Below are 24,677 nucleotides of genomic sequence, written 5' to 3'. Positions count from 1 at the left end.
TTACATCATAGGCTTTGGTGAGGGCCAAACACCTCATAATGAATGCGTTCACTTGCAACCCCAATACTTAGCAGCTGCTCTTTTATCATTGCCATAAATGCGATTGGGCCACACAGGTAAAAGTCACCTTTGCTTATTGGTAAGCTTTCAGCGATGTGGTTTACATCCATTAAGCCCGCAAAATCGCCCCCCTTGCCATCTTTAAACCAGGTAACACAATGTAATGAAGCGTGCACTTGCTGTTGCTTAAATAAGTACTCTTTAAAGGCAAACTGCGTCTCACTGTCGCAAGCATGCAGGTAATGAATTGGCTGATTAGGTTGATTACTTAATATTGTTTCGAGCATCGCCATCATCGGGGTTTGACCAACTCCCGCTGAAATCAATACAACAGGCGAGTCAATTTCGCGAAGCACAAAGTCGCCTGCGGGTGGGTAAATTTCTAACTCATCCCCCTCAGTTAAGCTATGTAGGTAGTTAGATACTAAGCCTTCTTTTTTCACGCTAATTCGGTAATTACGACCATTACTTTGCTGCGATAAAGAGTATTGCCTCACTTGCGTTAAATCACTGTTTGCAGGCGTTACTTTAATCCCTAAATATTGGCCCGGTAAATACGCCACAACAGGCTTTGTATCGGCAGGCGTTAAGGTGAAACTACAAATTTGCGATGACTCCATACGTTTTTCTGTAATAGTGAAAGTACGAGTACCAAACCAACCTCCCGGTGCCTTTTTGGTTTTTTGATATAGCGACATCTCCTCGTTGATACATACATCCGCTAATAATGAATAGGCTTCACGCCATGCATACTCAACCTCAGGGGTAAATTGTTCTGGCAATAACTCTTTTAAAGTCGCAATCAAATGTCCACCAACAATAGGATAATGCTCTGGCAAAATATGGTAACTGGTGTGTTTATGATTAATGCGCGCAAGCGCACCTTTTAACACTGCCAAGTTATCAATATTTGCCGCGTAGGCAGCTAAGGCATTAAACAGCGCAAATTGCTGAGAGCCCGATTGCTGATGTGTCATATTAAAAATATTTTTAAGCTCAGGGTTGTAGCTAAACATACGATCATAAAAATACTCAGTCACTTGAGGGCCTGCTTGTGCAAGCAACGGCAAAGTACTTTTAACAATCTGGATCGTTTTTTCAGATAACATAGTTTTTCCTATTGGAGAGATTAACCGCGGCGACCATCAACACGACGATTCACTAAGATGGGCGCACAATGAAATAAAAATAAGCTAAAGCCAGCAACCCACAGCAACGCACTTAACTGCCATGCAAGGTGATGACCTAAATAAACGGGAAGTAACGAACGTACAATGGCAGCTATCACAATGAGTACAAATGCCAAACTAATGTACGCAGGGGCTTGTAATACGCGCCCAGTGTGACCATGAGAGACACGTACCATCATGGCGATGATCATCACACCTATGGTGCCAACAGTGATCAGATGAAGCGCATCTTTGAATAAGATAATAGGGCTGAAATAGCTCAGCGCGACGAGTATTAAACCAACCGATAAAGCCCAATAAGCCACATGTAATGACCATAGCAAAGGCACTTTTAGAATGCCTTTATGCCACCACAAAACACACCGGGCTGAATGTAAACAAGCAAGCCAAGCAAAAACCCAACCGGTGCTCATTGCGCTAAAAAATAGCTGACTCATAAAAAACCACGCAATGGCGAAAAATGAGCTAAATACGACTAATTTATCGAGCTTGGGGGTTCTAACTTGTTCACTTAGGTTAAGGCCGCGCGCGGTAAAAAATGGCACAACTCGCCCAGCCACAACACCAACTAGCAGTGTCATGATAAGTACAGCGGTATCAACAACCCCCAGTGCCAGCGACATTTTATTAAGTACAACTAAGCTCAAAAAAATCACATTGAGCGCACAGAGCAAAGATGCGATGACAACAAATAAGTAGTTATGGCTGCTTTTTGCCTGTATCAGCATGTCAGCTAGAATAATAATTCCAGCTAGCCACCAAACGAGTTGTAGCGCACTAACAATATAAAGGTTTAGCTGCTCGAACCCTGCAATCTCAATAAAAAAACTAAGCCTTGCAGCAAGCCAAATCATGCTAAGCAAACAAAGCTTAATACCACTTACACTTGCCACACCTGTCCATGTTTGTGCGGCGGTTAGCAAAAAGCCCATGGCAACCACACCTGCAAAGCCAAACAGCATTTCGTGAGCATGCCAAAGCGTTGCGGGCATTGTTAGGTGCCACTGTGCATAGCCCGCCAAGATTAAAAACCAGTAACTCATAGCAAATACAGCTAAGGCACCTGCCGCCAAGAAAAAAGGTCGAAATGCTAATGCCCATAACGGCCACTGGCTGAGTTGATAAAATTTGATCTTAGTTGGCATAGGTTCAGTTAAATTAATGACTTTCATTCGTGCTCTCAGCGTTTAATTTCCCCAGCTATTGCACAGTTCAAGCCAAAAATAAAAACCATTAAATATCAATACATTAAATTTGGACACTTGATAAAAAAGTCAAAATGACACACCATTAAAAACATCAATAAAACACATTCAGGTCAAATTGACATGATGCTCAAAAAATCCCTTCTTGATGTTGCACTTGCACTTACCAAAGCAAGCAGTGTTGATCATAATTTCAGTTTTCTGTTGAGTTGCATTAATAATTGGCTTGAATGTGATGCAGTTGCCTTATTATTGAAACAAGGCGATGTGTTAAAGCCCGTAGCCCTTCATGGGTTGTCGGACGATACGTTAGGAAGACGCTTTAAAATAGCAGAGCATCCGCGCTTATTTGAAATATGCCGTGGCAGTGAACCGCTAAAATTTGCCAAAGATTGTGGCCTACCCGACCCCTACGATGGTTTATTACAAAGCCAGCATGGAGACTTTCCTGTTCATGCCTGCATGGGCGTGCCGCTGCTGAGCAGCAAAGATAACAACGAACTATTGGGTGTTTTGACCTTTGATAGTTTAGATGAACATGCCTTTGACGCTTTAGCAATGAACGAGCTCAATCAACTAAAACTGCTAGCTGCAGGCTATGTTGAGCATGCCTTAACCTTGCAGCATTTTAGGCAACATGCACAGCACAGCCATCAAGTTGCGCAGCAGCTTAATCTTGAAGCGCTAACACGAGAAGGTGTCGAAATTATTGGTAATAGCCAAGCAATGCAGACCCTTAAAAATGATATCCAGCTCGTAGCTGCCTCAGAATTTAGTGTATTAATACAAGGTGATACAGGCGTCGGTAAAGAACTCGTTGCGCGCAATATCCATTTAAACTCAAAACGCCGTGACATGCCGTTGATCCACTTAAACTGCGCATCGTTACCAGAGAACTTAGCCGAAAGTGAATTTTTTGGTCACAGTAAAGGCGCATTTACTGGCGCACATACTGCGCGTCAGGGTAAGTTTCAACTCGCCGATGGCGGCACACTATTTTTAGATGAAATCGGCGAACTTGCGCTTGCCATGCAAAGTAAGTTATTGCGCGTTTTACAAAGTGGTGAAGTACAAACGGTGGGGGAAGATCAAAGCCGTTATGTTGATGTCAGAGTGATTGCAGCAACCAACCGCGATTTAAAACAAGAAGTCGCAGCGGGGTGCTTTCGTGCAGACCTTTATCACCGATTAAGCGTTTACCCATTGTATGTTGCACCACTAAAAGAGCGCGATAACGATGTTATTTTATTGGCAGGCTTTTTTATTGAGCAAACATCTAAAAAATTGGCAATTAAGCAACTTAAGCTTAGTAGTGATACACAGTTACTACTGCGTCAATATGATTGGCCAGGCAATGTGAGAGAGCTTGAACATGTGATCAGCCGCGCAGCACTCAAAGCCAAGCAGCAGCAATGGCAACAAAGCATTGTCACAATCGAACCTGAGCATTGTGATATTGCTAAAACGGCCGTTGCTGCACCAAGCCCTGTTGCAGTTAACGAACAAAAAGCCAGTCGCTTATCGCTGAAAGAGGCAACCGACGCTTTTAGTTATCAATTGATTATGCAACAACTTGAACTACACAACCTAAACTGGGCAGCCACAGCACGCAGCTTAAGTGTTGATAGAGCCAACCTTGTGCGCCTAGCCAAACGGCTAGGCATTAGCGTTAAAAAGTCTGTTTAAGCTTTTAAATCTTTAAAATAGGCTTTTAAAAGCTGACTAAATGCTTGGACTTTGGCTGTGCGATGCACCAAGTGATGCGTTACCAGCCAAAGATCCGTTGGCCAGTTTAGCTCTTTAGGAAGCACTGGCAGCAGATCAGGGTATTGGCTTGCCACTTCATGCTGTAAACCACCAATTCCTAAGCCTCTCACAATCGCCCTTGTAGCTTCTGATGTTTCAGACACCCGTAACTTAATTTGCGAAGGTTCAATATGTTGATCAACCCATGCAAAATAAGGCACTTTACCGTTATACCCAGCCACCCCAGAAACAAAACTATGCTGTTGCAACTGCTCAATATTCTTTGGCATACCATACTTTTCAATATAACTTTTAGAGGCATAAAACCCTGACGAAAGTTCAGCTAAATGCTGGGCAATATAGTCGCCTTCATCAGGCCGAGGACCCGCTCGCACAGCAATGTGCGCCTGACCGTGATCAAGGCGTAAACGGTTTTGATCAAGAATAACTTCGAGTTGCACTTGCGGGTGCAGACTTTGAAACTGCTCACAGACATCACTAAGCACATCAATAAAACCACTAACCGTAGTTAATAATAAACTGCCTCGCAGTTGGCTATCAGCGGCAATAATATCGTTGTGAAGTTTTTCAAGTTCAGCGTTAATCGATTTTGCAGTCGCAAACAACTTAGCGCCTATTTCTGTCACAGTATAGCCACGGGCATGGCGGTGGAATAACCGCGCATCAAGGTTATCTTCTAAATTATTGATTCTTCTAAGCACTGTGCTGTGGTGAACACCTAACGATTCAGCAGCAGCGGTTAACGTGCCGAGTCTTGCCACCTCATATGCGACTTTTACATCTTGCCAATCATCAAATTGAATCGCCATAACGGCTCCTTGTGTGCATATACGCACATAAGTTTTGCGTTTATTTGGCTTTTCTGCAAGCTGTTTTTTGCTACAGTGAGTATATCAACAGTGAACAGAACAACAGTGAAGCTTAAAAAAGGAAGCCATCATGACAGCACCAAAAATTATTGCCCTAGCAGGCAGCCTACGTAAAGACAGCTTTAATCAAAAACTGATTAATGAAGCTGCACGCTTCGCCCTCGAAAGTGGTGCTGAAGTAGAAGTGATTAAATTAAGTGATTTAGACTTACCTTTATTTGATGAAGATATTGAAGCGCAAGGTACACCTGCTGGCGCACAATTATTAAAAGATAAGCTTCGCGCTGCTGATGGCATTTTATTAGCAAGCCCAGAATATAATGGCTCAATTACAGCGCCACTTAAAAATGCAATCGATTGGGCTTCTCGTACAGAGCAAGGCGCAGTACCTGCATTTCGTAATAAAGTGACTGCACTTTATGCATCTTCACCGGGTGGTTTAGGTGGCTTACGTGGTTTAAATCACGTGCGTGATATTTTATCGGGTATTGGTAGTTTAGTACTTGCAGATCAACTTGCAGTACCTGCTATCCACACTAAATTAGATGAGCAAGGCCGCATCAGCGATGCTGATACAGCCGAGCAAGTTGCCAGCCTTGCCCAGCAACTTGTGAGCGTAGCGAGCAAATTAAATAAGTAATATAAGGGCGTGTTGACCTTTTATGATTAATTTTGCAGCAGTGTGTTTGGTATTTAGGCAAGGCAGAGCCTATGTAGTGTGGTTGTTCCACATAAATAGGCGATAACGCAGTATCAATGCCAAACACGCGCTGCCCTTCGGGTTCTTCCTAGGGACGATTAACTCTTTGTTGCTCGATTTTTACTTAGCCCACTAGGTTACAAATCTCGCGCCGCGATAAAATCGCCCCTAGAGTGAACAAATTTTAATCCACAAAGGTCAACACGCCCTAGCTTAGTTTTGTCGCTGCTAGCTTAGCAGCGATAAAGTCTTCATGAGTTACATAGAGCAAGCTTGCGACGCGGCGAATAACCATTTCTTCATGCTTATCTAAATTGCCATCTGCGTAGGCTAAACGCCACAACAGCTCGATGATTTCAATACGCTGCTCGGCACTGCACTGGGCATTAACTTGTTTTGAGAACTGAAAATAATCTATTGCATCATCTAAGCTTTGCGATGCACTTGCAACTAACTCTTGAACCTCTTCCTCGTTGAGCGAGAAATACTTCTTTAAGGTCTCATTCAGGGTCTGTTGCTCATCATCTTGTAACTCATTATCTGCACGCATAACCTCAATTAATAACGCAGCAACGGCGGTTTTTAGGTCATGCTCAGCAATGTTAGATTGGGTATCATTCAGCGCTGAAAACAGCTGTTTTATTTTATTGAGCATCACATTTTCCCTTTTTGGGTGTTAGACTACATGTAAGACGTAACGTTACCTTAGTTTGACTATGGATGCTAACTCAGGTTCAACATCACGATGAAACAAGGTATTAATCACATGGAGTTAAGTGTTTGTGAGTGAAGTGAGAAGTACACAAGCACTATTAATCAGCGCCGTTTTAATGTTAGCGGGGTGCAGTAATGCGCAGGCAGCAAAAGGCGAAACCGAAAAGCTCTATGACTTCGACGAAAAAGTCCACTACTACCAAACTAAATTGGCCGACGGCCGCTACCACCTCGAAATTCAGTCTGACGACTACAAGCACTTTCGCAATCAAAGCGTATTCTTACTGCGCCATGCAAGTCGCTTATGTAGAGACAAACCATTTATGCTAAGAGTGACTGATGGGGTGCAGGAGTATGAACGCTTTCCAACTAAACCACGCGCCTATCAGCCACCTTTAACGGTTGTTTTACAGTGTGAAGACGAAGCTAAATAGAACTAGTCTTCATATCCCCACGGCGCGCTTGGCGGAGTGATAGGGTTAGTTAAGTCAAAATCAACTCGAAATTCACGCCCTTCACGCACTAAGCGATACGTAAATTGCTTAGGGTAAATATACATTTGCCACGTGTTACCCATTGATTGGGGAATACCTTGGCTCACAAACAACTCTTTTGAGTACTGATCAGCCGGGAACGACTGCGCGTTAGCAAAACCCGCATCAAGAGTATGCCCACCATACATGGTTGATTTATCATCGCTGCCATCTTTATGACGATGGTCATGCTTTAAACTCAAACCACTGCCCGTTTTTGTGATGATCCAAGTACGAGATGCATCATCACCAACATGAAATGGCACTTGTAACTCACGCTCGTTACACCGACGTACATGCATTACTAACTTTTTGCCCGCAAATGAGCTCGGGCCAGCAGCGTTATCAACGCTCACTTTACCTTCGTAAGCTTTACCGCAATGGGCAGCAATATTATCAAAAAAGCCATCATGGCTTGGAATTGACACTAATGGTGCCGGTCGTGCAGCTGCTACTGATGATGCTGCCACGAGCATCGATGCTACTAAGTATTTCATGGTGTGTTCCCTAAATAAAATTTCTGTCTAGGCTAATGGTTTAAGGGCCATAAAGAAAACAATTACGATAAATAACAAAAAAACGCGGCCTTGGCCGCGTTTAGGTTCACATGGAAAAAACAGGTTATTGCCAAGGGCGTTCTGCTGCTAGTTGCTGCTCAAAGGCATCAATTTGGCTGTTAAGTGTTTCAGTCACACCGATAAAGTCTAAGCCGCTTAATAAACGCTCTTTAATGTCATGGCGAATATCAAAGTGAATAGTGTCAAACTTATCGCTACGAAGTTGTTGGTTTTCTAAATCAACTTCGATATGAATATCGTCATGCTGTTCACTCAGCACAAATAATTGCTCAAGCGTTTCTGCTGGTAATGCGATAGCAAGCATTTGGTTATTGCCGCAGTTATTAAAGAAAATATCGGCAAAGCTTTCCGCTAAGATCACTTCAAAACCATATTGCTTTAATGCCCATGGCGCGTGCTCACGCGATGAACCACAACCAAAGTTGTCGCGAGTTAAAAGAATTTGCGCACCTTGGTAACAAGGGCGATTCAAAATAAACTCAGGGTTTGGCTCACCGTTATCTAAATAACGCCAATCGTAAAAAAGCGCCGCATCAAAACCATCACGGCTGGTCGACGTTAAAAATTGCTTTGGAATAATTTGGTCAGTATCAACATTGTTTTTATCTAACGGGGCCATTAAGCCACTAAAAAATACACTCATTAGGCTTCTCCTCTGATATCAACAAAACGACCATGAATTGCCGCTGCTGCAGCCATGGCTGGGCTCACTAAGTGAGTGCGGCCACCGCGACCTTGGCGACCTTCAAAGTTACGATTAGAGGTCGACGCACAGCGTTTACCGGCTTCTAATCTATCGTCATTCATTGCTAAGCACATTGAACAACCTGGCTCACGCCATTCAAAGCCAGCTGCTTTGAAGATATCTGCAAGGCCTTCGTCTTCGGCTTGTTTTTTAACAAGGCCAGAACCAGGAACAATCAGCGCTTCAACACCCGCTGCAACTTGCTTACCTTCAACTATTTGTGCCGCAGCACGTAAATCTTCAATTCGGCTATTTGTACATGAGCCAATAAACACGGTATCAACAGTTGCTGAAGACAATTTATCACCGGCTTTTAAGCCCATATATTTTAGTGCGCTACGGATTGCATCTGCTTTGATTAGATCTGGTTCTTGCTCAGGATCAGGAATGAATTCATCTACGCCAATCACTTGCTCAGGGCTGGTACCCCACGTAATTTGCGGTTGAATATCAGCAGCCTCTAATTCAACAACATGATCAAACTCTGCGCCTTCATCAGTTTTTAATGTTTGCCAATAGGCAACGGCACTATCAAAGTCAGCACCTTGTGGTGCAAATGGGCGACCTTTTAAATAATCATAAGTTGTTTGATCTGGCGCGATTAAACCCGCTTTTGCGCCCATTTCAATACTCATATTACAAAGCGTCATACGCGCTTCCATAGACAGCGCTTCGATTCCTTCACCACAAAATTCAGCAACATAGCCAGTACCACCCGCAGTGCCTAATTTACCAATCACCGCCATGATTAAATCTTTTGCAGTAACAGTTGGGCGTAGGCGACCATTTATTTGAATTTTTAATGACTTGGCTTTTTTCTGCTGCAGTGTTTGAGTGGCTAGAACATGCTCAACTTCTGAAGTACCAATACCGTGCGCTAGTGCACCAAATGCACCATGGGTAGAGGTATGGCTGTCACCACACACTATGGTTGTGCCCGGTAAGGTAATGCCCTGCTCAGGCCCCATTACATGCACAATACCTTGATTAATCGAATTTAAATCATAAAGTTGAATACCAAACTCTTTACAGTTTGCATCCAGTGCCATTAATTGATTTTTTGACACTTCACTCGCAGCATCTAATGAACGGCTTTTTGTTGAAACGTTATGGTCCATGGTCGCAAAGGTTTTTTCTGGGCAACGTACTTTGCGGTTTTTCTCACGTAAACCAGCAAAGGCTTGCGGCGATGTAACTTCATGAACGAGATGACGGTCGATATAAAGTAAATCGGTTTGATCATTTATGCTGGCGACTACATGAGCTTGCCAAATTTTATCGTATAAGGTTTGGGCCACTTGCTATTCCCTCATTTTAGTTACGCTGAGTGACGAGCTCAGCGCAAACAATTTTTAATTAAATACGTGCCACAATTGCCGCAGCAACATCACTGGTGGTGTACCCTGCATTTGGGTAAATATCTGGCGTACCGACACCGGCCTCAACCGCTTCTGCTACCGCTTTTTCAATCGTGCGAGCCGCTTCATCTTGACCTAGTGAGTAGCGCAGCATAAGCGCAGCACTTAAAATTTGTGCGATAGGGTTTGCAACCCCTTTACCCGCGATATCAGGTGCTGAGCCACCAGCTGGCTCATACAAACCAAAGCCAGACTGATTTAAACTCGCTGATGGTAATAAGCCCATAGAGCCTGTGATCATCGCGCACTCATCAGACAAAATGTCGCCAAACAAGTTATCGCAAAGTAATACATCAAACTGACTTGGCTGTTTTACTAACTGCATTGCCGCGTTATCAACATAAATGTAGTCAAGGCTTACCTCTGGGTAGTCTTTGCTCACTTCAGAGACCACTTCACGCCAAAGTACGCTGGTCGCCAACACATTCGCTTTATCAACCGAGGTAACATGATTACTACGCAGCTTAGCGGCTTCAAATGCAAAGCGTGCGATGCGCTCAATTTCTTTACGTGAGTATGTTTGGGTATCGAAAGCAGCTTCTTGCTCCCCTTCGCCACTGCGGCCTTTTTCACCGAAATAAATACCACCGGTTAACTCGCGCACACATAAGATATCAAAGCCTTGTGCACTGATATCTGCACGCAGCGGTGATGCAGCACTTAGTGCTGGTAATAATTGTGCTGGGCGTAAATTACAGAACAAACCAAAATGCTTACGCAGTGGCAACAGTGAAGCTCGCTCGGGTTGCTCGTTCGGTGGTAAGTTTTCCCACTTAGGACCACCTACCGAGCCAAATAAAATCGCATCGGCATTTTCACAAGCACTAAGAGTGCTTTGCGGCAGTGCCTGACCAAACTCATCAATGGCAGCACCACCAATCGCGTGGTGATGACGAGTCAAAGTAAAACCAAACTTTTCGCTTACAGCATCCAAGACGGTTTCTGCTGCTGCCATAACTTCTGGACCAATCCCGTCGCCTGCTAATACTGCGATACTGTAATTCGATTGACTCATCCTGCTTTCCTCTGTTGTTTTAAATCAGACACTTTTTGTGCACGATAAATTAAGTTATAAACGCGGATCATGGCGCGTACCGACGCTTCAACCACATCCGCTGCAATGCCCGCGCCGTGATATGGGCGACCATCGTATTTAGCGATAATATTCACTTGTCCTAGCGAGCTGGCACCTTGGCCTGTTGCTTCTAGGTTATATTCAATCATCTCAACCGACATACCCGTTAAGCGCTCAATTGCTAAGAATGATGCTTCGACAGGGCCGTTACCTGTTGCTGCCTCTTGCTTAGACTCGCCATCAATTGTCATGCCGATTGTTGAGCTCGCCACTGATTGTGAGTTAGACGTCGAGTTAACAAATTCAAGCTGGTACTTTTCGTCTTTATCTTTGATTTGATTAAAGTAAATCATCGCTTCTAAGTCGTAGTCATACACAGTACCTTTTTGGTCTGCTAATGCTAAGAAGCTGCTGTATAAGCTATCCATATCGTAATCAGATTTTTGATAGCCTAACTCTTCTAAACGATGCTCAATAACATGACGACCTGAACGCGAAGTCATGTTTAATTGATTATTAGGTACACCGACACTTTCTGGCGACATAATTTCGTAAGTGTTTTGGGCTTTTAATACGCCGTCTTGGTGGATCCCTGAGCTGTGTGCAAAGGCGTTTTCACCAACAATTGCTTTGTTTGGTTGTACTGGCATATTACAAATCTTCGCGACTTGACGCGAAGCACGGTAAATTTCTTCACTACGAATATCGGTATGCACTTTTAAGTGGTCTTCACGCATCTTCATGATCATCGCCACTTCTTCAAGCGAACAGTTACCTGCGCGCTCACCAATACCATTAATCGTACATTCGATTTGGCGAGCACCGGCTTGTACCGCTGCGATTGAGTTAGCAACCGCTAAACCTAAATCATTATGGCAATGCACGCTTAAACGCGCCTTGTCGATATTTGGCACATTGTTCATTAAGTGATGGATCATCGCAGCATATTCGTCTGGCGTTACATAGCCTACGGTGTCAGGTAAGTTGATAGTTGATGCACCCGCATCAATAGCGCTTTCAACGATACGGCATAAATCCCAATGCGGTGTACGACCTGCATCTTCACACGAAAACTCAACGTCATCGGTGTAGTTACGCGCAAGTTTAATCGACTTAACAGCCATTGCCGTTGCATCGTCTAAGCTCATACGTAATTTGTGTTCAAGGTGTAATGGACTGGTTGCAATAAATGTATGAATACGGCCCTGCTCTGCCGGGCGAAGTGCTTCACCACATGCTTCAATATCTTTTGCAACAGCACGTGCTAAGCCACAAATAATCGGCCCTTTTACTTCAGTCGCAATGCGCTGTACAGAGCGAAAATCTGCCGGGCTAGATACCGGAAAACCCACTTCCATTACATCCACATTTAAGCGGCTAATGGTATGCGCAAGTTGAATTTTGTCGTCTTCGGTTAGGCTTGCTTTTAATGCTTGCTCACCATCACGTAACGTTGTGTCAAAAATCCAAACCTTATCTTTCATAAACTGTCCTCGTTCCCAATGACCCATTAGCGAGATAAAAAAAACCCCGCGGTTGCGGGGTTTTTTAATGTTCTACAAATGCAAATACACTAAGCCCCGCTCACTGATTTAAGCAGTAAGAGGTTTAGTTTTAATGTAATTGAATGTGTAATTTGCATCTTAATTTACTAAATGTGTGTTCAGTGGCTGTATTTTTAACATTCAAAAAACTTGCTTGCAAGCATAATTTTTCCACAAAAGCGATTTTTAAATCGCCTTAATAGAATTAAAAATCCACAAAAATGCATTTCTAAGGTTAATTAACCCTCACTGAGTGTATTGAACGTTTAAAGTTTCGGAAGGTAAAGCCTCTATTGCTTAGATTAACTTTTGCGATTGGTTACTATCACGCACGTATAAAGTGGCACCGCGAGCAATATAACGTAATTGCCAAATTAAACGTTCAACCAGCTCTTCGCGTTGTGTCCCTTCAATATCGAGGGCTTCGGCACCGGCATTAAATACTAAAGTCACCATGGCTTCGGCTTGAATGTATGCATGAGTTGGGTCGCATGGTGTTTCGCTTTCAAGGTAATGCGCAAGCTCTAAAATGAAATGTTTAATTTCACGAGCAACCGCGGCACGAAATGCTTTTGAAGTTCCTGAGCGCTCACGCAATAACAATCTAAATTGGTTGCTCGAGTTATCGATAAACTCCATAAAGGTAACGATTGATGTCGTGATCACACTTCCACCACTCTCAATACGGCGACGCGCTTGGCGCATAAGCTGGCGAAGTGTTAAACCAGCTTCATCAACCATGGTCAAACCGAGCTCATTCATGTCTTTAAAGTGGCGGTAAAAAGAGGTGGGGGCAATCCCTGCTTCACGGGCAACTTCACGCAAGCTTAAATTAGAAAAACTATGATCGGCACTCAATTGATTGAATGCAGCCTCGATTAGTGCTTGTCGTGTTTTTTGTTTCTGTTGCGCTCTAACACCCGACATGGAAACTCCCAGCGTGAACTTTTAATGATTTTTCGGTTAATGAGACAGTCTAATACTTGACGCGGAGAGAATGAAACACTATTTTAGCGTACAACTGTACGCCGAGATTTATTCAGATGAAAAAACCACCGATTATTTGGACCAATGTGCTATTTTTTAGCCTTACATTTTTGGCCTCGATCACCCTTGTTCCTTGGTATGGCTTTAGCTACGGATACACCAGTACACAGTGGATAGCCTTTGTTGGCTGTATGTTCTACGCCGGACTTTCTATTACTGCAGGTTATCACCGTTTATGGGCACACAAAGCCTATGATGTGCACCCTGTTATTGAAGTGATTTTTGCCTTAGGTGGTGCTTTTGCACTACAAAATAGTGCCTTGCACTGGAGTAGCGATCACCGTATTCACCATGGTCAAGTTGATGATCCAATCAAAGACCCTTACGCCGCTACTAATGGCTTTTGGTATAGCCACATAGGTTGGATGCTGCGCGATTATCAAGGCGAGCAATACGGTAACTACAGTAACTGCCGTGACTTACAAAAAAACAAAGTTGTTATGTGGCAACACCGTCACTATATGAAGTTAGTCGTCGCGACTAATTTTGGTATTCCTTTACTACTTGGTTTAATGCTTGGCGATGTATGGGGCATGTTATTACTGGTTGGTTTACTACGCTTAGTATTGAGCCAACATTTTACCTTTTTTATCAACTCGCTGGCGCATATCTGGGGTTCACGTCCATACACAGAAAAAAACACCGCCCGTGATAATGGCTTTTTAGCGCTATTCACCTACGGTGAAGGCTATCATAACTTCCACCATATTTTTGCTAGCGACTATCGCAATGGCATTAAGTGGTATCACTATGATCCAACTAAGTGGATGATCCGCTCTTTAGCGGCAATCGGTCTTGCTTCAAAATTAAAGCGCACACCGATTGAGCGAATCGAAAAAGCCAAAGCAGAAACCTTGATGAATAAGACTCAAGGTCGCCTTGCAAAATTGCCTTTAGCGCAAGATAAGCTTACATTATTACAATCTGAGTACGATTTACTGCTGAAAAAACTGCAACACTTCTGTGCCTTGCAAAAACGCGTGTTAGAAATCAAACGCAATAAAATGATGAAACAATGCGAAAAGTCAGCATTAATGACACAATATCACGAGCTTGAAGCCGCTTGGGAAAACCAAAAGCAGGCTTGGCTTGCACTAAATGCGAGGTTGTTAAAAGCCTCTTTTAGTTAACATAGGAGCGGCTGTGGCCAAACAACAAGTAAAGCAAAAAGATACTCCATCTTATCAATATGATGCGATCATCATAGGTACAGGTCCTGGCGGTGAAGGTACCGCCATGAACCTGTCTAAAAGTAACAAGAAAGTCGCTGTCATTGAGCGCCAAGAAGCGGTAGGTGGCGGTTGTGTGCACTGGGGTACTATCCCGTCAAAAGCATTACGTCATTCTGTAAGCCGTTATATTGAATATAAAGCAAATCCGCTTTTTAATATTAGTGAACGCCCTAACCGCTTAACTTTCCCAGATATTTTGCACCACGCAAGTAACGTCATTTCAAAGCAATCTAATTTACGCAGCAGCTTTTATGAGCGTAACCGCATTCATATGTATCAAGGTGATGCTGAGTTTATTGATAACCACACTATCAAAGTGACGCACCTAGACGGTTCGTTTGAAACTCTTACTGCACAAACAATCGTTATTGCTACTGGCTCGCGCCCTTACCGTCCACCGGGTGTAGACTTTAAACATCCACGTATTTACGACAGCGATACGATTTTAGGCCTTGAAGATGACCCTCATCGTGTGCTGATTTATGGTGCCGGTGTAATTGGTTGTGAGTATGCCTCTATTTTTAAAGGCTTAGGTGCCAAGGTTGACCTGGTAAATACCCGTGACCGCCTACTTGCTTTCATGGATGCGGAAATTTCAGATGCTCTAAGCTATCACTTCTGGAATAGCGGCATTGTTATTCGCCATAATGAAGAGTTTGATCGCGTAGAAACTCGCGATGATTGTGTGGTAATGCACTTAAAATCAGGTAAGCGCGTAAAAGCTGACTGTATTTTATTTGCCAATGGTCGTACTGGTAACACAGACACATTAAACCTTGAAGCTGTAGGCCTAAAAGCGGATGGTCGTGGCCAGCTTAGAGTGAATGAAACATACCAAACAGAAGTCGACAACATTTATGCTGTAGGTGATGTCATTGGTTACCCAAGCCTTGCAAGTGCGGCATTTGACCAAGGCCGTATTGCAGCCGATGCGATTGCAAGTGGTAACTGTGATGAGAAGCTGATCATTGATATCCCAGCAGGTATTTATACGATCCCTGAAATGAGCTCAGTGGGTAAAACAGAGCAAGAATTAACAGCAGCAAAAGTCCCTTACGAGGTAGGCCGTGCTCAATTTAAGCATTTAGCGCGAGCGCAAATTGCTGGCACCGAGGTGGGTAGCTTAAAGATTTTATTCCATGTTGATACCAAAGAAGTACTAGGTGTGCACTGCTTCGGTGAGCGTGCCTCTGAAATCGTTCACATCGGCCAAGCGATTATGGAGCAAAAGAACGGCGGCAATAACATTGATTACTTTGTAAATACCACGTTCAACTATCCGACCATGGCAGAAGCCTATCGCGTAGCTGCATTAAATGGTTTAAATCGTTTGTTTAAGTAACGAAGTGAATTATAACAAAAAGCCCGCTTAATGCGGGCTTTTTTATGACTAGCTTTTGCTTACTTGTGGTATTTACCACTGAATTCATGAACCGCGTTGATAAATACACCTGCATTTTCTGGGTCTACATCTGGTGTAATACCGTGACCAAGGTTGAATACATGGCCAGAGCCTGTACCAAAGTCTTCTAGGATAGTGGCAACTTCTTGGCGAATACGCTCAGGCGTGCCATGCAGCATTGCTGGGTCCATGTTACCTTGCAGCGCTACTTTATCGCCAACACGACGCTTTGCATCACCGATGTTAATAGTCCAGTCTAGACCTACTGCATCACAGCCTGTTGCTGCAATTGCTTCAATCCACTGACCACCATTTTTAGTAAATAACGTCACTGGTACTTTACGGCCATCATGTTCGCGAATTAAGCCATCAACAATCTTGTGCATGTATTGTAATGAAAACTCATTGTAGTCACGTGGGCTTAATACACCGCCCCATGAGTCAAATACCATTAACGATTGCGCGCCCGCTTTAACTTGCGCGTTTAAATAGTCGATTACTGAGTCAGCTAATTTATCAAGTAATAGGTGCAGTGTTTGTGGCTCTGCAAAGGCCATTTTCTTGATTTTACCGAATGTTTTGCTGCTACCACCTTCAACCATGTAAGTGGCAAGTGTCCAAGGTGAACCAGAGAAACCAATTAGCGGTACTTCACCTTTTAATTCGCGACGAATCGTACTTACCGCATTCATCACATAACCAAGCTCATCAGTTGGATCGATATTTGGGATTTTTTTAACATCTGCTAATGAAGAAATCGGACGTTCAAATTTTGGACCTTCACCTGTTTCAAAGTAAAGACCTAAGCCCATAGCATCAGGAATAGTTAAAATATCACTGAATAGAATTGCAGCATCAAGCGGATAACGACGTAATGGCTGTAACGTTACTTCACAAGCAAGTTCAGCGTTTTTACATAAACTCATAAAGTCGCCTGCTTGGGCACGTGTAGCACGGTATTCAGGTAAATAACGGCCAGCTTGGCGCATCATCCATACCGGTGTGACATCAACAGGTTGCTTTTGTAGTGCACGTAAATAACGATCGTTTTTTAATTCGCTCATGCGTATAGAATCCTAGAACTGAATGAAATTGAGCAGATTGTATCACCATATTGAGCGTCTCACTATGGATAGATAATCAAGGCTAGATATAGATCATGTTTTTTCAGCCTCCCTCAGCCTAATGTGCGTTTTTTGAGCGAAAACAAAATAAATTTAAAACTTTCTATTAATAAATTTGCAACATACAAAAAAGCTTGGTATAACTTACCCCGCGTTAACAAAAACAATAATAAAAATCTTATAACAATAAGAACAACAATCTTCCCATAATAATAAGAACGCTTGTTTTAACAAGTCTAAGAAAAAGAATTAAACCACCAATTTTGGTGGTTTTTTCTTTTCTAAATCAGCAAATTACAACTCATCCGCTTAGATAAAAATTGCAAAATTAATACTAGTAGTTTTGAATCAATTCCCATACACTGCAATGAGAGCAAAAAAAAGTCCACTCTAAAAACAAGGTCATTTTTTGGCCTATTCAATGCTGAAAAGTATGTCTTTAGAATGACTTTTACAATCTGTTGCAATTAGACACTAAGAATTTAGTTGATCTTTGTGTCATATTTCCTTTTTATATATACAAAGGAAAACCTACTCAGCGAGGAGATGAAATATGCTGACGCGTTTGGAAAAAGCTCAACAAAAATGGGGTGGTAGTCACTCTGTAATCGACAAATGGCTCACAGAACGTCAAGAGCTGCTTGTGTTGTTCTGCCGTATTGCAGGCTTTTCACCGTACGAAAAGAAAGATCACGCCCTTCCTGATCAGCTGCAAATTCAAAACTTTTGCCAAATTCTGATGGATTACCTTTCTGCTGGCCATTTCGAAATTTACGACGACATTGCCAAAGCGTGTGAAGAAAAAGGTCCTGAGAGCCAAAAGCTGGCGAATGCCTTATACCCTCGCATTTCTGAAACCACAGATGTAGCACTCGACTTTAACGACAAATACGCAGAAGTTGACAAAGATGACTTGCTTGATGAGTTTGATAAAGACCTATCAATCTTAGGCGAAGCACTTGAACTGCGCTTTGAGCTAGAAGATGAGTTAATCGACAACTTATATTCTAATCACACCAGCTAACAGCTTAGTTACACAGCAGAGAAACACTCTCTGCTGAAGTGTTTTTGCCTTGCCAAAAAGAATCATCTATTCCATTTCGTAACAAATATTTGAAATATTTTCTTCAATGCGATACTCATACTATAAAAACATGAGGCTCGCTATGAATAAACGGTCATTTTTAAAGTCACTTTCAATTCTTGCCGCTGGCGCAAGTCTGACATCAGCTCCTTTAATGGCGGCACAAAATGCTAGTACCCAAACATTAATTAAGCCAAAAGCTCTTCCTACAGGCGGCACAATTGGGATATGTAGCCCGTCAGCTGCCACTGCTGAGCAGGCTGATATTTTATTAGCACAAGGCGTTATAGAAGCACTGGGTTACAAGGCTAAGCTTGCACCAAACATTTTAGCAAGACGTGGGCATTTAGCTGGCACTGATGCAATGCGAGCCGGCGACTTAAATAGTTTATTCAGCGACAAAGAGGTTGATGCCATTTTGTGTTTACGTGGCGGTTCAGGCGCTGCCCGTATTTTACCTTTGCTCGACTACGCAATGATCCGTAACAACCCAAAACCTCTAATGGGCTATTCAGATATTACCGCTCTTCACAATGCATTACTGTCTCAAGCTGGGTTAATCAGCTTTCATGGCCCAAATGCATCGAGTGACTGGAACCCGTTTCATGTCGCGCAATTTAAGAACATGTTCGAAGCGCGTAAGTTGATGCATTTCCAAAACTTACCAAAAGCCGATGATGAGCTTGTTAACACTCAGTATCTGACCCAAACGATTACACCAGGTAAAGCCTCTGGACGATTAATCGGCGGTAACTTAACGGTACTGACAGCCCTCGCAGGCTCGAATTATTTACCTGACTTTGATGGCGCAATTTTATTTTTAGAAGATATCGACGAAGCGCCGTATCGAATTGACAGAATGATGAGCACACTAAAACTTATGGGCGCACTGGATAAGATTGCAGGCTTTGTATTTGGCGATTGTAATGACTGTAAGCCAGGCCGTGGTTATGGCTCTTTAACCCTTGATGATATTTTTGCAGATTATATAAAACCGTTGGGAATTCCTGCTTATCGTGGAGCTATGATTGGCCATATTAAGCGCCAATTTATTCTGCCTGTTGGTACTGTGGTTGAGCTTGATGCAGATAGTGGCACATTAAAAATGAAAGAAGCGGCATTTAGTTAATAAACTTCGCGCATAAAAAAAGGGCTTTCAGCCCTTTTTTATTGAGTTAAATATTACTCAGCTGGTACAGCTTTGTCATCGCTTTGGATTTCAAGTAATTCTACTTCAAAAACAAGCGTTGAGTTTGCTGGGATCTTACCAAGATCACGCTCACCGTATGCAAGTTCAGATGGAATAGTGAACTTGTACTTAGAGCCAACTGGCATTAATTGTAAACCTTCAGTCCAACCTGGGATCACACGGTTAAGTGGGAAAGTAGTTGGTTCGTTACGTGAGTAAGAGCTATCGAACTCAGTACCGTCTAATAAAGTGCCTTTGTAGTGTACTTTAACAACGTCAGTTGCTACTGGCTTTTCGCCTTCACCTTCAGTGATCACTTCGTACTGTAGGCCAGACTCAGTTACTGTAACGCCTTCTTTTTTCGCGTTTTCAGCTAGGTATTTTTCGCCTTCAGCTTTGCTCTTTTCAGATTCTACTTTCGCTTTTTCTTGTTGTTTAGTGCGAATGCTTTGATCAAGCGCCGTTAACACTTCACGAATTTTTTCGTCATCAAGTTTAGCGTTACCCGCTAGTGCGTCTTCAAAACCACGCTTAAGAAGTGCTTCGTCTAGTTCAACACCTAGCGCTTTTTTATCAGCAAGGTCTTGGTTTAAGAAGTTACCAACAGATGCACCAATACCGTATGCTTGTTGTTGAGCTTCAGTCTCTAGTTTAACTTCAGCTTGCTGTTCTTTTTTTGCTTCCTGATTACAAGCTGTAAGCGCTAAAACTGACGCTGCAATCAATGACAATTTAATCGTCTTTCTCATTTTATATCTCCGACACACTTTGCAGTTGTCAATTATTGTATTATTACTAGTTAAAGATTAACGACCTACATGGTAGGCTGCTTGTCTAATAACTAACGTCATGCTTATGCATGATCAGCGATTAGACTAACAACCTAGGCCTTCAACGAGACCTAGTCTAACCTCTCAATCACTAAGAGTTAAGGGGAAATACTCGTAATATGTCGATATTTCGTACTTTTTTGTATCTGCTCAGCCTTTGCTTAGTTGTAGCGTGCTCTGAGCAACATGAGCAATCAACTGCACGCTATGAGCATGCGGCTAAAGGTGCCTTCGCCAGTGCGCTGTCACACGATGGCAAATACAGCTTAATCTCATCAATACACCATGGGGTCGCACTGTGGGATAATCAACAACAGGTGCTAAAATACCAATGGTTTCAACAACAAAATCAAGATAGCTTGGTTCATACTGTTGCTATCTCTTACGACAATAGCCATGCAGTTACCGCTGAGAAGTCCACCTTTGCAGTGTGGGACATTGCCACGGGCAACAACACGGGTTATTACAAAATACACGCCTCAACAATTCGAGATATCGCGATAAGTAACCAAGGGCGCAGTGTGTTATATGGCCGCGCCGACGGTGTAGTCGTTTACCTCGACTTAGAGAGTGGCAGACGCATAGAGTTCCTTGGCCACCAAGAAAAAGTCAATGTTGTTGATCTATCACCTAACGGTCACTACGCCATTAGCGGCTCAAATGACTATGTTGCTTACTTTTGGGATACTCGCACAGGGCAAGTGATCCACCGCTTTAATCACCCAAGTCGCGTTACTCAAGTCGCCCTTGATCCACAAGGTCGTTACGCATTTACCGCAGACAGTATGAAGCAAGCAAATGTATGGCAACTGACTACAGGTGATCTTGTTAGCAAACTGGCGTATATTGCGCGTCAGAAAATTTTTACCGCCGTCCGTTTTAACGATGAAGGGACTTTAATTGCCACCGGTTCACCCAATCGATTGGTTGATTTATGGCAGCTAGAGTCAGGTAAAAAATTACAAACGTGGCAAGTGATTCCTCGTGAAGGAAGCCGCCCGAAATCAGCCGTGGTGTTAGATGTTGCGTTTACTGATAACAACCAAGCGTTATTAACCGAAAGCTCCAGCGGATTCGCTGAAAGTTTTAATCTAAGAGAATCAAATGAATACAATTGAAGATCGTCTAATGGAACTTGAAGCGAAAGTCGCTTTTCAAGATGAAACAATTGAAATATTAAACGATGAGCTTAAAGCGCACCAACAGCAGCTGGCTAAAATGAAACGCCAGACAGAGTTACTTGCAGAAAAGATCAAAGAAGCGCAGCAGCCATCTTTAATGTCACAAATGCAAGAGCCGCCACCGCCGCACTATTAATTAGGTAGTGATAGAGCCGGGAATTAATCGCCCGGCTTAAATACACCAATCACTTGCTCAAATTGGCGTGTTGAGGCTTGCACTGCCTGCTCTGGTTGCGTCATTTTGTGGCCACACTGTACGCACTCCACTTTTTCCACATCATGTTCTTTATAAAGCATCATGGTATCCATGGCCTTACACTCAGGGCATGATGCGCCAGCAATAAAGCGTTTCTTTTGTCTCATAGATGATCTCCCGTGGCATGTAGGCGGCTATTTTAGCCTAATAATTCTCTGTTTGATACGATTGCGAAGGCTAATGTGATCCGTGTTATGATAGCGACAATTAAATCAGTGCTGTGCAAGTAAACATTCATGATCCAAATTTCAGACATCGAACTTCTACGTGGTGGTAACGCCTTACTAAAAGGGGCCTCTGCAACCTTATTCCCAGAGCATAAAGTCGGCCTTGTTGGCGCTAATGGCTGTGGTAAATCAACGCTGTTCGCGCTATTAAAGTCTGAATTGCAACTCGATGCTGGTGAATGCCAAGCTCCTAAAGACTGGTCAATTGCTTCTGTGAAGCAAGAAACACCCGCGCTCGAAATCAGTGCCCTCGATTATGTATTACAAGGTCACCCTGAATATTACGCGCTAAGAATTGCGCTACGCGAAGCTGAGCAAAATAACGACGGCGATGCGCAGGCAAAAGCACATATTGGCCTAGAACATATTCAAGGCTATAGCATTGAGGCAAAAGCAGGTGAGCTATTACACGGCTTAGGTTTTAGTAATGAGCAAATAGACAACCCAGTAAGCGCCTTTTCTGGTGGCTGGCGTATGCGCTTAAACTTAGCACAAGCACTTATTCGTGATGCCGATTTATTACTGCTGGATGAGCCAACCAACCACTTAGATCTCGATGCGGTTTACTGGTTAGAGCGCTTTTTACGTGCCTACACAGGCACTCTAGTGCTTATTTCCCATGACCGAGAGTTCTTAGATGCCGTTGTAGACCAAATTTGGCACATAGACGCACAAAAAATAAATGTTTATAAAGGCAATTACTCGCAATTCGAACGCCAAAAAGCAGAGCGCTTATTACAACAACAAGCGATGTTCGAAAAGCAACAAGAGCAAATTGCTCATCTAGAAAAATTCATTACACGCTTCAAAGCAAAAGCTAGTAAGGCTAAGCAAGCACAAAGCCGCGTAAAAGCCTTAGAGCGTATGGAAAAGCTGGCCCCAGCCCATGTTGACTCACCCTTTGATTTTGAATTTGCCGAGCCTACAGCGCTGCCAAACCCGTTAATGACTCTCGACCAAGCCAAAGCAGGCTATGGTGACACCACCATTTTACACAGCATCAAGCTAAACCTTGTTCCGGGTAGCCGTATTGCACTGCTTGGACGAAATGGTGCGGGTAAATCAACACTGATTAAATTATTAGCTGGCGATTTACAACCTCAAGCAGGTGAAGTATTTCAGCATCAGGGCTTAAATATTGGTTACTTTGCGCAGCATCAACTTGAGTCACTCGATTTAAAAGCCAGTGCAGTGACCCATTTACAACGTTTAAATCCGCAAGCTCCAGAGCAATCACTGCGTGACTTTTTAGGTGGCTTTGCATTCTTTGGCGATAAAGCTCTTGAGCCAGTTGCGCCATTTTCTGGCGGTGAAAAAGCCCGTTTAGTGCTAGCTATGCTGGTGTACCAAAAGCCAAACCTATTGTTACTGGATGAGCCAACCAACCACCTCGATTTAGAAATGCGCCATGCTTTAGTTATGGCGCTGCAAGGCTTTGAAGGCGCTATGGTGACCGTATCGCACGACCGTCATATGCTTAAAAATACCGCTGATGAGTATTACCTCGTTGATAACGGCGAAGTAACACAATTTGGTTATGACCTTGATGCCTATTACCAATGGCTACTGAATGCCAATAAAGAAGCTGCTAAAAGCCCTGAAGACAATGCCCCTAAAGCCCATTCAAGCGTTAACCGCAAAGAGCAAAAGCGCTTAGAAGCTGAGTTCAGAAAGTCAGTGCAGCCGTTGAAAAAGCAAATCGAAAGGCTTGAAAAGCAACTTGATAAGTACTCTACAGAGCTTGGTGAAATCGAAAACGCACTTGCCGACAATGACTTATACAATGATGAAAATAAAGCCAAACTGACAGAGCTACTCGCTAAGCAAGCAAGCTTAACACCCAAGCTTAATGACGTTGAAGAAGAGCTGCTCATGGCACTTGAAGAGCTTGAAGAAAAAGAGCAGGCCTTTGCCGATGAAACCGCTTAACAGCGAACAGTTTTGGCAGTTTGCATGCAAGCTTTACAGCAAAGACGGCATGCAAACCAAGCTACTAGGCTATCAAGACCAGCTAGGCAAAAATGTTAACCTTTGCCTGCTGCTTTATTATCTTGATTCTTTAGAGCTGGCTGTAACACCCTTTCAACTGAGTGAGCTTGAGTCGTGCATTGCCGAATTTGACCAGCAAGCTTTACAGCCCCTAAGAGCCACACGCGCCTACCTGAAAACTATTCAAAACGAGATTTCAGACTACCCCACCATCCGCAAAGAGCTACTTAGCGCAGAACTAAAACTAGAAAAACAACAGCAACAATTACTGATAAACACAGCGAATACGATGGTATTCACTCAGTACACAAATGCTGAAAATATAAGGCTTTATGTCGGTACTGAGTTAGCGAGTTAGCGAGGGTAAAGATTCTAGGTTCTAGGTTCTAGGTTCTAGGTTCTAGGTTCTAGGTCAAGCATAACCTTGGGAGTGATTTATGATGGTTTGGGTTTACCAAAGAAAGGGTTTACATGGATTGCGTTGGGTTTCGCTTCGCAAACCAACCTACTCAAAGAATTAACAGAGTGAATGCTGAGTAAGACACTGCACTCAACAACTCTACCGCTCTGATCTGACTCCATAAAAGTAGACACCTTTTGGAGTCAGTAATCATGAAAGTAAAGTCACAGCGTAGATATTCCCTCGAATTTAAAATAAAAGTCGTTCAAGAGTCGTTAGACACCACAGATACAGTTAAGATGGTCGCGAATAAATACG

24 protein-coding genes are annotated in these 24,677 nt (G+C 43.1%); 11 read left to right on the top strand and 13 right to left on the bottom strand.

What is annotated here, in order from left to right:
• Nucleotides 1–5: 5 nt before the first annotated feature.
• Together hmpA and NFU46_RS17140 are read right to left on the bottom strand one after the other, a co-directional pair.
• Entirely contained in the window at nt 6–1,169 is a 1,164-nt protein-coding gene (gene hmpA, locus NFU46_RS17145) for an NO-inducible flavohemoprotein (protein WP_251603548.1), read from the bottom strand.
• A 20-nt stretch (nt 1,170–1,189) separates the two neighbouring features.
• Nucleotides 1,190–2,422: an NnrS family protein gene (locus NFU46_RS17140; protein WP_175079394.1), complete on the bottom strand. Its 1,233-nt coding sequence runs from the start codon at nt 2,420–2,422 to the stop codon at nt 1,190–1,192.
• A gap of 156 nt (nt 2,423–2,578) precedes the next feature.
• On the opposite strand from NFU46_RS17140, the gene norR reads away from it, so the two are divergent.
• Entirely contained in the window at nt 2,579–4,141 is a 1,563-nt protein-coding gene (gene norR, locus NFU46_RS17135; RefSeq protein ID WP_251603545.1) for a nitric oxide reductase transcriptional regulator NorR, read from the top strand.
• On the opposite strand, the gene NFU46_RS17130 is transcribed toward norR, so the two are convergent.
• Nucleotides 4,138–5,031 carry a LysR family transcriptional regulator gene (locus NFU46_RS17130; protein ID WP_054562888.1) on the bottom strand — a complete coding sequence of 298 codons (894 nt, stop codon included), beginning with the start codon at nt 5,029–5,031 and terminating at the stop codon, nt 4,138–4,140. The genes norR and NFU46_RS17130 overlap by 4 nt on opposite strands.
• A gap of 130 nt (nt 5,032–5,161) precedes the next feature.
• On the opposite strand from NFU46_RS17130, the gene NFU46_RS17125 reads away from it, so the two are divergent.
• Nucleotides 5,162–5,731, top strand: a complete 570-nt coding sequence (locus NFU46_RS17125) for an NADPH-dependent FMN reductase (RefSeq protein ID WP_054562889.1) — start codon at nt 5,162–5,164, stop codon at nt 5,729–5,731.
• Nucleotides 5,732–5,999: 268 nt separating this feature from the next.
• On the opposite strand, the gene NFU46_RS17120 is transcribed toward NFU46_RS17125, so the two are convergent.
• Nucleotides 6,000–6,446, bottom strand: coding sequence for a TerB family tellurite resistance protein (locus NFU46_RS17120; protein ID WP_055198598.1), 447 nt, complete (start codon nt 6,444–6,446; stop codon nt 6,000–6,002).
• Nucleotides 6,447–6,621: 175 nt separating this feature from the next.
• On the opposite strand from NFU46_RS17120, the gene NFU46_RS17115 reads away from it, so the two are divergent.
• On the top strand, nt 6,622–6,939 hold the full coding sequence (locus NFU46_RS17115; protein ID WP_251603649.1) for a hypothetical protein: 318 nt from the start codon (nt 6,622–6,624) through the stop codon (nt 6,937–6,939).
• 2 nt (nt 6,940–6,941) lie between these two features.
• On the opposite strand, the gene NFU46_RS17110 is transcribed toward NFU46_RS17115, so the two are convergent.
• From NFU46_RS17110 to fabR, 6 genes are all read right to left on the bottom strand, one after another.
• Nucleotides 6,942–7,535 (bottom strand): hypothetical protein, encoded by a 594-nt coding sequence (locus NFU46_RS17110; protein WP_251603542.1) that lies wholly within the window; start codon nt 7,533–7,535, stop codon nt 6,942–6,944.
• A 124-nt stretch (nt 7,536–7,659) separates the two neighbouring features.
• On the bottom strand, nt 7,660–8,259 hold the full coding sequence (leuD, locus tag NFU46_RS17105; protein ID WP_054562894.1) for a 3-isopropylmalate dehydratase small subunit: 600 nt from the start codon (nt 8,257–8,259) through the stop codon (nt 7,660–7,662).
• Nucleotides 8,259–9,659, bottom strand: a complete 1,401-nt coding sequence (gene leuC / locus NFU46_RS17100) for a 3-isopropylmalate dehydratase large subunit (RefSeq protein ID WP_054554474.1) — start codon at nt 9,657–9,659, stop codon at nt 8,259–8,261. Before leuC ends, leuD begins: the two co-directional genes overlap by 1 nt.
• Nucleotides 9,660–9,717: 58 nt before the next feature.
• Nucleotides 9,718–10,794 (bottom strand): 3-isopropylmalate dehydrogenase, encoded by a 1,077-nt coding sequence (gene leuB, locus NFU46_RS17095; RefSeq protein WP_054554475.1) that lies wholly within the window; start codon nt 10,792–10,794, stop codon nt 9,718–9,720.
• Entirely contained in the window at nt 10,791–12,338 is a 1,548-nt protein-coding gene (leuA, locus tag NFU46_RS17090) for a 2-isopropylmalate synthase (RefSeq protein WP_063528590.1), read from the bottom strand. The genes leuB and leuA overlap by 4 nt, the downstream gene beginning before the upstream one ends.
• Before the next feature lie 357 nt (nt 12,339–12,695).
• Nucleotides 12,696–13,325, bottom strand: coding sequence for an HTH-type transcriptional repressor FabR (fabR, locus tag NFU46_RS17085; protein WP_054562898.1), 630 nt, complete (start codon nt 13,323–13,325; stop codon nt 12,696–12,698).
• Nucleotides 13,326–13,441: 116 nt separating this feature from the next.
• Between fabR and NFU46_RS17080 the strand changes: the two genes are divergently transcribed.
• Nucleotides 13,442–14,575: a fatty acid desaturase gene (locus NFU46_RS17080; protein ID WP_251603538.1), complete on the top strand. Its 1,134-nt coding sequence runs from the start codon at nt 13,442–13,444 to the stop codon at nt 14,573–14,575.
• Between the two features lie 13 nt (nt 14,576–14,588).
• On the top strand, nt 14,589–16,019 hold the full coding sequence (sthA, locus tag NFU46_RS17075; RefSeq protein WP_175079399.1) for a Si-specific NAD(P)(+) transhydrogenase: 1,431 nt from the start codon (nt 14,589–14,591) through the stop codon (nt 16,017–16,019).
• 59 nt (nt 16,020–16,078) lie between these two features.
• Here the strand turns inward: sthA and hemE are convergent, their stop codons facing one another.
• Nucleotides 16,079–17,143 carry a uroporphyrinogen decarboxylase gene (hemE, locus tag NFU46_RS17070; protein ID WP_054562901.1) on the bottom strand — a complete coding sequence of 355 codons (1,065 nt, stop codon included), beginning with the start codon at nt 17,141–17,143 and terminating at the stop codon, nt 16,079–16,081.
• A 613-nt stretch (nt 17,144–17,756) separates the two neighbouring features.
• Between hemE and NFU46_RS17065 the strand changes: the two genes are divergently transcribed.
• Complete coding sequence (locus tag NFU46_RS17065; RefSeq protein ID WP_054562902.1) at nt 17,757–18,227, top strand: Rsd/AlgQ family anti-sigma factor; 471 nt, start codon at nt 17,757–17,759, stop codon at nt 18,225–18,227.
• Between the two features lie 142 nt (nt 18,228–18,369).
• Nucleotides 18,370–19,416: an LD-carboxypeptidase gene (locus tag NFU46_RS17060; RefSeq protein ID WP_251603535.1), complete on the top strand. Its 1,047-nt coding sequence runs from the start codon at nt 18,370–18,372 to the stop codon at nt 19,414–19,416.
• 53 nt (nt 19,417–19,469) lie between these two features.
• On the opposite strand, the gene fkpA is transcribed toward NFU46_RS17060, so the two are convergent.
• Nucleotides 19,470–20,225: an FKBP-type peptidyl-prolyl cis-trans isomerase gene (fkpA, locus tag NFU46_RS17055; RefSeq protein ID WP_054562904.1), complete on the bottom strand. Its 756-nt coding sequence runs from the start codon at nt 20,223–20,225 to the stop codon at nt 19,470–19,472.
• Between the two features lie 200 nt (nt 20,226–20,425).
• On the opposite strand from fkpA, the gene NFU46_RS17050 reads away from it, so the two are divergent.
• Together NFU46_RS17050 and NFU46_RS17045 are read left to right on the top strand one after the other, a co-directional pair.
• Complete coding sequence (locus NFU46_RS17050; RefSeq protein WP_063529198.1) at nt 20,426–21,424, top strand: WD40 repeat domain-containing protein; 999 nt, start codon at nt 20,426–20,428, stop codon at nt 21,422–21,424.
• Complete coding sequence (locus tag NFU46_RS17045) at nt 21,411–21,623, top strand: SlyX family protein (RefSeq protein ID WP_054554490.1); 213 nt, start codon at nt 21,411–21,413, stop codon at nt 21,621–21,623. The genes NFU46_RS17050 and NFU46_RS17045 overlap by 14 nt, the downstream gene beginning before the upstream one ends.
• Before the next feature lie 23 nt (nt 21,624–21,646).
• Here NFU46_RS17045 and NFU46_RS17040 read toward each other — a convergent pair whose 3' ends face one another.
• Complete coding sequence (locus NFU46_RS17040) at nt 21,647–21,850, bottom strand: YheV family putative zinc ribbon protein (RefSeq protein WP_054562906.1); 204 nt, start codon at nt 21,848–21,850, stop codon at nt 21,647–21,649.
• A 129-nt stretch (nt 21,851–21,979) separates the two neighbouring features.
• On the opposite strand from NFU46_RS17040, the gene NFU46_RS17035 reads away from it, so the two are divergent.
• Nucleotides 21,980–23,899, top strand: coding sequence for an ATP-binding cassette domain-containing protein (locus tag NFU46_RS17035; RefSeq protein WP_251603532.1), 1,920 nt, complete (start codon nt 21,980–21,982; stop codon nt 23,897–23,899).
• Complete coding sequence (locus tag NFU46_RS17030; protein ID WP_251603529.1) at nt 23,886–24,317, top strand: TIGR02444 family protein; 432 nt, start codon at nt 23,886–23,888, stop codon at nt 24,315–24,317. Before NFU46_RS17035 ends, NFU46_RS17030 begins: the two co-directional genes overlap by 14 nt.
• Nucleotides 24,318–24,677 lie beyond the last annotated feature (360 nt).

It is taken from the genome of Pseudoalteromonas sp. NCCP-2140 (assembly GCF_023708065.1).
Classification (GTDB): domain Bacteria; phylum Pseudomonadota; class Gammaproteobacteria; order Enterobacterales; family Alteromonadaceae; genus Pseudoalteromonas.
The sequence above is the reverse complement of the archived record's forward strand: the minus strand, read 5'-3'. Positions and strand labels throughout refer to the sequence as shown.

Bases quoted from the DNA above. Each gene is read 5' to 3' on its own strand.
- NFU46_RS17110 (WP_251603542.1), bottom strand. From the start codon at position 7,535: ATGAAATACTTAGTAGCATCGATGCTCGTGGCAGCATCATCAGTAGCA.
- NFU46_RS17045 (WP_054554490.1), top strand. From the start codon at position 21,411: ATGAATACAATTGAAGATCGTCTAATGGAACTTGAAGCGAAAGTCGCT.
- hmpA (WP_251603548.1), bottom strand. From the start codon at position 1,169: ATGTTATCTGAAAAAACGATCCAGATTGTTAAAAGTACTTTGCCGTTG.
- leuD (WP_054562894.1), bottom strand. From the start codon at position 8,259: ATGAGTGTATTTTTTAGTGGCTTAATGGCCCCGTTAGATAAAAACAAT.
- NFU46_RS17115 (WP_251603649.1), top strand. From the start codon at position 6,622: ATGTTAGCGGGGTGCAGTAATGCGCAGGCAGCAAAAGGCGAAACCGAA.
- NFU46_RS17140 (WP_175079394.1), bottom strand. From the start codon at position 2,422: ATGAAAGTCATTAATTTAACTGAACCTATGCCAACTAAGATCAAATTT.
- NFU46_RS17060 (WP_251603535.1), top strand. From the start codon at position 18,370: ATGAATAAACGGTCATTTTTAAAGTCACTTTCAATTCTTGCCGCTGGC.
- NFU46_RS17080 (WP_251603538.1), top strand. From the start codon at position 13,442: ATGAAAAAACCACCGATTATTTGGACCAATGTGCTATTTTTTAGCCTT.
- NFU46_RS17120 (WP_055198598.1), bottom strand. From the start codon at position 6,446: ATGCTCAATAAAATAAAACAGCTGTTTTCAGCGCTGAATGATACCCAA.
- NFU46_RS17030 (WP_251603529.1), top strand. From the start codon at position 23,886: ATGAAACCGCTTAACAGCGAACAGTTTTGGCAGTTTGCATGCAAGCTT.
- norR (WP_251603545.1), top strand. From the start codon at position 2,579: ATGATGCTCAAAAAATCCCTTCTTGATGTTGCACTTGCACTTACCAAA.
- NFU46_RS17035 (WP_251603532.1), top strand. From the start codon at position 21,980: ATGATCCAAATTTCAGACATCGAACTTCTACGTGGTGGTAACGCCTTA.
- hemE (WP_054562901.1), bottom strand. From the start codon at position 17,143: ATGAGCGAATTAAAAAACGATCGTTATTTACGTGCACTACAAAAGCAA.
- leuB (WP_054554475.1), bottom strand. From the start codon at position 10,794: ATGAGTCAATCGAATTACAGTATCGCAGTATTAGCAGGCGACGGGATT.
- NFU46_RS17130 (WP_054562888.1), bottom strand. From the start codon at position 5,031: ATGGCGATTCAATTTGATGATTGGCAAGATGTAAAAGTCGCATATGAG.
- NFU46_RS17125 (WP_054562889.1), top strand. From the start codon at position 5,162: ATGACAGCACCAAAAATTATTGCCCTAGCAGGCAGCCTACGTAAAGAC.
- fabR (WP_054562898.1), bottom strand. From the start codon at position 13,325: ATGTCGGGTGTTAGAGCGCAACAGAAACAAAAAACACGACAAGCACTA.
- fkpA (WP_054562904.1), bottom strand. From the start codon at position 20,225: ATGAGAAAGACGATTAAATTGTCATTGATTGCAGCGTCAGTTTTAGCG.
- NFU46_RS17050 (WP_063529198.1), top strand. From the start codon at position 20,426: ATGTCGATATTTCGTACTTTTTTGTATCTGCTCAGCCTTTGCTTAGTT.
- NFU46_RS17040 (WP_054562906.1), bottom strand. From the start codon at position 21,850: ATGAGACAAAAGAAACGCTTTATTGCTGGCGCATCATGCCCTGAGTGT.
- NFU46_RS17065 (WP_054562902.1), top strand. From the start codon at position 17,757: ATGCTGACGCGTTTGGAAAAAGCTCAACAAAAATGGGGTGGTAGTCAC.
- leuA (WP_063528590.1), bottom strand. From the start codon at position 12,338: ATGAAAGATAAGGTTTGGATTTTTGACACAACGTTACGTGATGGTGAG.